Origin of the sequence: Corallococcus sp. 4LFB (assembly GCF_046520365.1) — a bacterium.
In the GTDB taxonomy this organism is placed as follows: Bacteria; Myxococcota; Myxococcia; order Myxococcales; family Myxococcaceae; genus Corallococcus; species Corallococcus caeni.
In genome coordinates this window covers 1-1412 of the sequence record NZ_JBKGHJ010000982.1, presented here as the reverse complement: position 1 = coordinate 1412, position 1412 = coordinate 1, and the positions used below count along the sequence as shown (strand labels likewise).

The 1412-nt window shown below is 70.9% G+C and carries 1 protein-coding gene; it reads right to left on the bottom strand.

The genetic code is table 11. The features are described from left to right. Nucleotides 1-1412, bottom strand: a 1412-nt coding sequence (locus ACLEQD_RS43350; RefSeq protein ID WP_410391786.1) for an amino acid adenylation domain-containing protein, incomplete at both ends; no start/stop codon positions are given.

The following is a 1412-nucleotide window of genomic DNA, read 5'->3' as shown; positions in this document are numbered from 1 at the left end:
ACGGGCAGGCCGTTGCGGTTCACCTTGCCGCTGGGGCTCAGCGGCAGCGCGTCCATGCGCACCAGGGCCGACGGCACCATGTACTCCGGCAGCCGCCGCGCCAGCGCCTGCCTCAGCGCTTCGGGTGAGAACGTCGCTTCGGGTTGCGCCAGCACGTAGGCGACCAGCCGTTTGAATCCGGGCGTGTCCTCGCGCACCACGGCGGCCACGTCCCGCACGTCCGGCAGGGCGCGCAGGGCGGACTCCACTTCGCCCAGCTCGACGCGGAAGCCGCGCAGCTTCACCTGTCCATCCAGGCGGCCCAGGAACTCCAGCTGTCCGTCCGCGAGCCAGCGGGCCTTGTCGCCCGTGCGGTAGAGGCGCGCACCCGGTGTCGCGCTGAAAGGGGAGGGGACGAAGCGCTCCGCGGTGAGGTCCGCCCGCTCGTAGTAGCCGTGCGCCAGCCCTTCACCGCCCACGTACACCTCTCCCGGGACGCCGATGGGGCACGGGTTCCCGCGTGGATCCAGGACGTAGGCCTGGACGTTGTTCAGGGGCGTTCCCACGGGAGGCAGCGCGGGCCACGTGCTCGGGGGCCCGGACGCGCGCCAGGCGCTGACGGCATGTGTCTCCGAAGGGCCGTACTGGTTTTCGAGGACGCAGCCGGGCAGCCGCTCGAAGAGGGCGACGAGCGCGGGCGTCACCTGGAGTTGTTCGCCCGCGGTGATGACCTCGTTGAGCGGGGGCAGCTCCGTCACGGTGCGCGCCGCGTCGCTGATCGATTGGAGCGCGACGAAGGGGAGGAAGACTCGCTCCACGCGGTGCTGGGTGAGGTAGCGCAGCAGCGCTTGCGGATCACGTCGCAGGTCGGCGGTGCTGAGCAGCAGCCGGCCTCCGATGCACCAGGTTCCGAAGATCTCCTGGAAGGAGACGTCGAAGTTGAGCGACGCGAACTGGAGGGTCGTGGCCTCCGCTCGCACGGCGCGCTGGAGTTGCCACGCGAGCATGTTGCCGATGCCCCGGTGGGACATGGCGATGCCCTTGGGCCGCCCGGTGCTGCCGGAGGTGAAGACGACGTAGCAGACCGCTTCGGGTGACAGCGTCACGCCCGGAGACGACGTGGGACGCGAGGTGAGGGAGGCGACCTCCGTCTCCATCGTCACGATGCGCGCGGAGGTGTCCGGGGGCAGGGCGTGCACGAAGCCCTCATGCGCGAGGACCACTGGAGCGCGCGTGTCCTTCACCATCAGGGACAGGCGCTCCGCCGGGTAGTTCGGATCCAGGGGGACGTAGGCGGCGCCCGCCTTGAGGGTGGCGAGGACGGCGACGGGCATGTCCAGGCTGGAGCGCTCCAGGCACAGCCCGACGGAGCTTCCCGGCGTGACGCCCAGGGCGATGAGGTGGTGCGCGAGCTGATTCGCGCGCGCGTCCAG